Below are 6,681 nucleotides of genomic sequence, written 5' to 3' on the forward strand. Positions count from 1 at the left end.
CATGAAGGCAATCGGAGCCGGTATTCCGATTCCACAGGGCGGAGTGACGACACTGGCCATGACGGAAGGCGAGCTTCCGGGCCTGGAGGTTTATGCCTCCGGTGCAGGCAGCATCAACCTGGAATTTGACCGGGATGTGACGAAGGATGCAGAAGCCGGTATCGGCATGCGTCCGGTTGTGGATGAAGAGGATGCGTCCGCGGATGACTCTTCAAGCGAAGCACAGAAACCGGCAGCGGGAACAGAAAACGGAGATACATTATACGATATGGATGCCGATTTTGCCTATGGAGACACGGAGGCAGCGGTACCAGAGTACCGGGTACGGATTCTCTCTGGCCAGGATGTTCTGGCTGATGAGGCTATCACCGGTCGTGTGATGACATTCTCTTATGATTATCAGACACCTCTGACGGCAGAGGTAACCGACGGAGTTAAATCAGAGGAATATGAGATTGATCCGGATGAATTGGCACACAGTGTTATGGTAAACGGGGATTCCTGGTATTACCTGACCGCCGGAGGCGCAGGCACTCCGGAAGGTGTGAAAGCCGGAGAGTATATCCATCTGTTTAACGGATGTGCTCTGGATCTGGATGGCAATATCATCGATCTGGAGAGCGGAAGTATCATCGGAACAGCCGGTTCCAACGGTGAAAAACTGGATACAGTACCTCTGTATGACTGGGACTATGCAGGTTATGAACTGCAGGTATACAAGAACTTTACCTTGTCAGCAGAACCGATGGCTCTTTCGGAGGAGGATTCAGAAGAGGCATCCGTGCTTCCATATCAGGCGATTGTCAAGAATGGTGAGCTGAGTCTCTACAATGCACAGAATCCGGTTTCACCGGATGGCTGGATCATCGACCACTATCAGGACGAGTCCTTTATGACGGTTCTGGGAGAGGACGGAAAACTGGCTGACATCGGCAAAGACGAGATCAAGCTTCCGAATGGCTTCCAGAATGCTTCCATCGGTGAGATTTCCAACACGGCATATGCCGACGCACCGATAGTGGTTGGACGCTATAATTCTGGCAAGGTCTTCGCATTCAACTACCTGACCGGTGAAAATCTGGAAGTAGTTCAGAATGATGAGGATGTGGTCAATCTGGTTGATTTCGCAAAACAGTGGATCTCCGATAAGACCGACAGTATGTTCAAGAGTGCCCGCTCCAGCTATCTGGCAGCAACGGATCTGGGCAATAAGGTTGATTTAAATGAGGTGAAGAACCTGTACGACGGTACCAATGGAACCGGAACGGAGAACTCCATCGCAGGAGTCCTCCGCGGCAATACAGCAGGAGGTGCCGGCGGTGATGCGGGACAGTCGGATTCCGGTGTCCGCTCGAATGAGCAGAAAGAAGCCGGAGACGGCAATGGAACGGCTGGCGGCACGACGGCTGCGAATACGGTTCAGACCGGAGAAGCCGGGGACGGCGGCGATAAGACTGGTTCAGAGACAGGAGCAAAGAAGAATGGCGTCCAGAGTTCGAAGAACGATGGGGCAGACCTGGATGATTCGGAGGATGCAGACGAGGCAGAAGATGCGGAGGACGCAGACGAAGAAAGCTCCAAGTCGAAGAAGTCTTCTAAGAGCAGCAGTGTGAAGAAGGCCAGATCGCTCAGAGCGAAGAGCAATGCTTCGAATTCAGAAAATGAGTCCCCGGAGTCCGAGTCCCTGAAGAAGGAAACTTCTAAGAGTGACTCCAGGACGCAGAGTGATTCTGAGAAGGATTCGCAGGCTGCGGTACAGTCTGGAGAAGGCGTCAAGGCAGCCCTTGATGGCACACAGACGGATGTAGAGAAGAGTGCGGACAGAAAGACCGGCACGGGTCCGGCAGGTGATACAGCTGCCGAACGTGAGAAGGCTGGAACCGGCGGGCGCAGCGGTCAGGCCGGAGAAGCTGGAAATGGTGCAGAGCCGAGCGGAAGCGAGGCAGGCGCAGCAGATCAGGGCGGAACGGAAGCCGGGGCAGCCGGAAGCGCTGGCGCAGGTCAGAGCGGAACAGAGGCAGGCGCAGCAGGTCAGGCTGGTGCAGAAGCTGGGGCGGCTGGAGATGCTGCATCGGGTCAGACTGGAATATCCGGTCAGAGTGGAATGGAGGCAGGCGCAGCAGGTCAGGCTGGCGTAGACGCGAATGCGGCTGGAAGTGCTGCATCGGGCCAGACAGGTACGAAACTTGGAACAGACAAGGTAGCAGCGGCGATCAGCAGCCATGATGCAGAGCGCACGAAAGAGGCGTTAAACAGCAGCTGGCTTCCGGTTTACGATGCGGCGAGCGGCGAATACAAGCTTTACAATGCAGGCGAACTTCTCTCCTCGAATGGCGGAGTGGTCTTAAGTGCAGAGGAAAAGATGGAGGCACTGTCCCGCCAGGGCATCAATGTGAACTACGGACAGGTCAATGCCGGAGCACACCACACGGATTCCGAGAATCGGGGCTTCAAGATTCTGGGCGGTATCGCGGCAGCGATCCTGCTGATTCTGGGCAGCTTCTGGCTTCGCAGAAGAAATGCAAAGTAAAATGAGTCAATTTATAAAGTGACAATCTGCTTTCTGGATGGAACTGCAGTTTCAGTCAGGAAGCAGATCTGGTAAGTCAGGCTGCCTGGTAGCAGGTGGCCTGATTTACAATCAGGAACTGTGGGATTTCCGGTGGTTCGAAGAAAGATGGAAATGAGAAGGGCAGAAAAGGAGTGAGGAGGGAATGGTGATGAAAGGTCATACATCTCATGTGAAGGGACATCGGATTGTCCGGTCGGTATGCGGTATGCTGCTGGCGTTCAGTATGATGTTTTTTCATACCGGCTATACAGGCTATGCCGATGATGACGATGTCGAGATCAAGAAAGTGACAATCAATATCAAATCTGATATCACGAAAGAGGATTCCGATGCGATTGAGGTGAATTGTTCAGGAGAGGGATTCACTTACGATGGCTTTGAGACGATCATTCCAAATGGAAATAGCTGGAATGCTTCGGAATATCCGAGAATTATCGTGACGCTGGAGGCGGACGAGGGCTATAAGTTTAAAAAGAGCAGCCTGAGAGTTAATGTAAAAGGCGATGTGTATAAGGTTGTCAGCAAGAAAAGCACGAAGGATGAATTAAAGGTAACGGTGGATCTGGAGCCATACGGCGGTAAAATCGGTGCGCCGGTCAACCCGCACTGGGGCGGCACGACCACGGCTTCCTGGCAGAAGGGCTACCGGGCAACTTCCTATATGATAGTATTAAAGCGGGATGGACGTACGGTGACCTCTGCAGAAACGACGTCTACCAGCTATGATTTTTATGATTACATGGAAGGTGGACAGAAATATACGTTCAGCGTGGTATCGAAAAACGGAAAGCGGAAGAGTGTTGCGGTCACATCCGATGAGACAACCTACAGCGATCCGGGCGGCGAGCGCTGGATCCGGGGAAAGCGCGGCTGGTGGTACCGCTACGCGGATAATTCTTACCCGGCAAACGGCTGGTATCAGCTTAGCTGGAATGGTGTTACCTCCTGGTATTATTTCAATGCCAAAGGTTATCTTCTCCAGAACCAGATTACCCCGGACAATTATGTAGTAGGAGCCGACGGCGCCTGGATCGAGAACCCGACCCAGGAACAGCGGACGCTGGCGGAGAATAAAGGCAGAGTGCCGAAAAAGACCGAAGAGGAGTGGGTGGCTGACTGGTAAAGCTGTGGCTGGTTCATCTGATAGAAGGATGAAGGCGATTAAGCATCAGCTATGGTGTGGAAATATAAAAAAGAGGCTGTCGTTAAGCGAAAAACGGCTTTCCTGTTTATTTAGCAGGGAAGCCGTTTGTGCGTATGCGACAGCTTTTTTATTTCATAGAAAGTATGTCCAATGAGGCAGAAATGTTTTACAGGAAATTAAACATGATTTAGGGCAATCCCGATTAGGCGATTGACCTGGTCAGCCATGAACAATGGAATATTTAACATATCCCCATCCAGTTTCAAGTTATCAAGAGAAAAACGCACCCGCAGTTTGACTTTATCCGGGAACAATTCTTTAAATTTTTTAATACTTTTACTGGTTGTATTGGTTTCAGCTTTTACTTCGATCGGGAAAATATCATTTTCCCGCTGAATAAGAAAATCTACCTCATAAGGAGGATTGGTTTGTGTCCAGTAACGGGGAACAACTTCAAATTGTGTAATTAAAGTCTGGAGCACAAAGTTTTCGGTTAATGCCCCTTTAAATTCAGTAAATAGGCGGTTTCCTTCGGCAAAGGCGCTGGGAGATAATTGGGATAGACGCCGAAGAAGACCTACATCTACAAGATAAATTTTAAAAGCGGATATATCATCATAGGCGGACATTGGAAGACCGGGAGCTGTGCTGCGGTAAATTTTGTGCACAAGACGGGCATCTACCAGCCATTGCAAGGCATCTTCGTATTCGCGGGCACGGGCGCCCTCTTTAATCACTTTATAAATAAATTTTTTGTTTTCCTTTGCAAGCTGGGACGGGATAGATTTCCATACCATAGAAATTTTCGGAAACTCTCGGACGTCCGGATGTTTGGCAAAATCGCGTTCATAAGCGTCAATGATGGCAGAAAGAGAGTCCTGCATGGCGTTGACATCCCGGGCTTCTGTCCACATCAGGACAGATTCAGGCATACCGCCGGTAATATAGTACATTTTCAGCTTTTCATAAAGTGGGTTAAAAAAAGCATCGGGGATTGGTTCCAGCGTATCTATCTGTTCCAGATAGGCGGCTAGATTATCATCTCCATTTGCAAGTAGAAATTCAGTAAAAGTCATCGGGTCAATCTGCAGGAAATTAACTTTTCCAACTGGAAAAGAAGACGGCTTTGCAAGCGCGATACCGAGCAGAGAACCGGCGCAGGCAATGTGATACTGCGGTGCATTTTCACAAAAGTATTTCATAGAATTGATTACATTCGGGCAGTCCTGAACTTCGTCGAAAATAATCAGGGTTTTTTCAGGTAAAATTTTCTGGCCGCTTGCCAGCATCAGATTTTGCAGGAGGCGGTTCACATCTTTCGTAGTTTCAAAAAATTGTTTATATTCTTCATTTTCATCGAAGTTAAAGTAGGCGGTGTTTTCATAAAAGCGTCGTCCAAATTCTTTTAAGATCCATGTTTTTCCGACCTGACGGACGCCTTTTAAAATCAGAGGCTTGCGGTAAGGGGAGTTTTTCCAGTTTAATAATTGATTCAGTATCAAACGTTCCATATTAGTTATACTCCTTTATAGAAAGACGGTGATTGATTCTACAAGCTTATTATATGCTTTAGATGAGAAAATAACAAGAAGGATCACATAAATACACATAAAAACGTGATTTTTATCACACTTTTATATATATTTATGTGACTGCAACGGCTTGCGTGAATGAGAGATTTTGACTGTGTCATATTCTGGTTTAAGAAGAAGGGAGACGTTTTCTGGGCACGTATGCGAGAACGGTAACTGGAGACGGCAGAAGTATGGAAATGCAAGTCTGTCTTTATTGACAGAACCTATGAAATACGGTAGAATCAACCTTAAAAAAGAGTAATCCCCTATAAGGGGAGATAGGAGTTGAGTTTTTTGAGTTCTGGTGATGGGATACAGCTATTGATTTTGATACTGCTGCTTTTGATGTCGGCTTTCTTTTCTTCTGCGGAGACGGCGCTGACGACGGTCAACAAGATCCGGGTGCGGACGCTGGCGGAGAATGGCGATAAGCAGGCAGAGTATGTATTAAAGATCATAGAGGATCCGAGTAAAATGCTGAGTGCGATTCTGATCGGCAACAATGTGGTAAACCTGTATGCGTCTTCTCTTGCGACGGTTCTTGCCACCCACATCTGGGGCAACAAGATCGTAGGGATTGCGACGGGCATTCTGACGCTTTTGATCCTGATATTCGGCGAGATCACGCCGAAGACGGTGGCGACGATACAGGCTGAGCGGATTGCATTTCGGTTCGCCAAAATCATTTATTATATCATGACGGTGCTGACACCGGTCATTTTTGTGGTCAACCAGCTCTCGTTTTTAGTGTTGAAGCTGCTTCGTGTGGATGTGAAGGCAAAGGGCGAGTCCATCACGGAGGATGAGCTGCGGACGATCGTGGAGGTCAGCCACGAAGAGGGCGTCATCGAGTCCGAAGAGAAGAAGATGATCAACAATGTGTTTGATTTCGGGGACGCCGTGGCGCGCGATGTCATGCTTCCGAAAGTCAACATGACGTTTGTGGACGTGGATGCGACGTATGACGAGCTGATGGAGGTATTCCGCAGTGAGAAATACACGCGTTACCCGGTCTATGAGGAGACGACGGACAATGTCATCGGTGTTCTGAACATCAAGGATATTTTCTTAAAAGGCGGGGAAGAGGGCTTTTCTGTCCGGAAATATTTGCGGAAACCTCTCTATACATATGAGTTTAAGAAGGTTGCTGAGCTGATGCGCGAGATGCGGAAAGTGGCGATCAGCATCGTGATCGTGCTCGACGAGTACGGTTCGACGGTCGGTCTTATCACGCTGGAAGATATGCTGGAGGAGATTGTCGGAGATATCCGGGACGAGTACGATGGAGACGAGGAAAAATCCATTCAGCGCATCGCCCCGCGGGAATACATGGTAGATGGTTCGGTCAAACTCGACGATCTGGATGAACGCCTGAATTTGGAACTCCAGTC

At 49.2% G+C, this 6,681-nt stretch carries 3 protein-coding genes and 1 pseudogene; 3 read left to right on the forward strand and 1 reads right to left on the reverse strand.

Annotation, left to right across the window (positions count from 1 at the left end; all coding sequences use genetic code 11):
* Together QVO97_RS08210 and QVO97_RS08215 are read left to right on the forward strand one after the other, a co-directional pair.
* Positions 1-2,530: pseudogene (locus QVO97_RS08210) on the forward strand (hypothetical protein); the annotation flags it as partial.
* A gap of 190 nt (positions 2,531-2,720) precedes the next feature.
* The gene (locus QVO97_RS08215; protein WP_022359863.1) at positions 2,721-3,695 is read left to right on the forward strand and encodes a choline-binding protein A; all 975 of its coding nucleotides are present in this window, start codon (positions 2,721-2,723) and stop codon (positions 3,693-3,695) included.
* A gap of 197 nt (positions 3,696-3,892) precedes the next feature.
* On the opposite strand, the gene QVO97_RS08220 is transcribed toward QVO97_RS08215, so the two are convergent.
* Entirely contained in the window at positions 3,893-5,227 is a 1,335-nt protein-coding gene (locus QVO97_RS08220) for an ATP-binding protein (protein WP_022359864.1), read from the reverse strand.
* A 357-nt stretch (positions 5,228-5,584) separates the two neighbouring features.
* On the opposite strand from QVO97_RS08220, the gene QVO97_RS08225 reads away from it, so the two are divergent.
* Positions 5,585-6,681: HlyC/CorC family transporter (locus tag QVO97_RS08225; RefSeq protein ID WP_369678401.1), on the forward strand; the 1,097-nt coding region annotated here is incomplete at its 3' end.

The sequence above is a fragment of the Clostridium sp. CAG:43 genome (assembly GCF_000434655.1).
In the GTDB taxonomy this organism is placed as follows: Bacteria; Bacillota; Clostridia; order Lachnospirales; family Lachnospiraceae; genus Otoolea; species Otoolea fessa.

What these genes read in the sequence shown, in the direction of transcription:
- QVO97_RS08220 (WP_022359864.1), bottom strand. Translation starts at nt 5,227, where the DNA reads ATGGAACGTTTGATACTGAATCAATTATTAAACTGGAAAAACTCCCCT.
- QVO97_RS08215 (WP_022359863.1), top strand. Translation starts at nt 2,721, where the DNA reads ATGAAAGGTCATACATCTCATGTGAAGGGACATCGGATTGTCCGGTCG.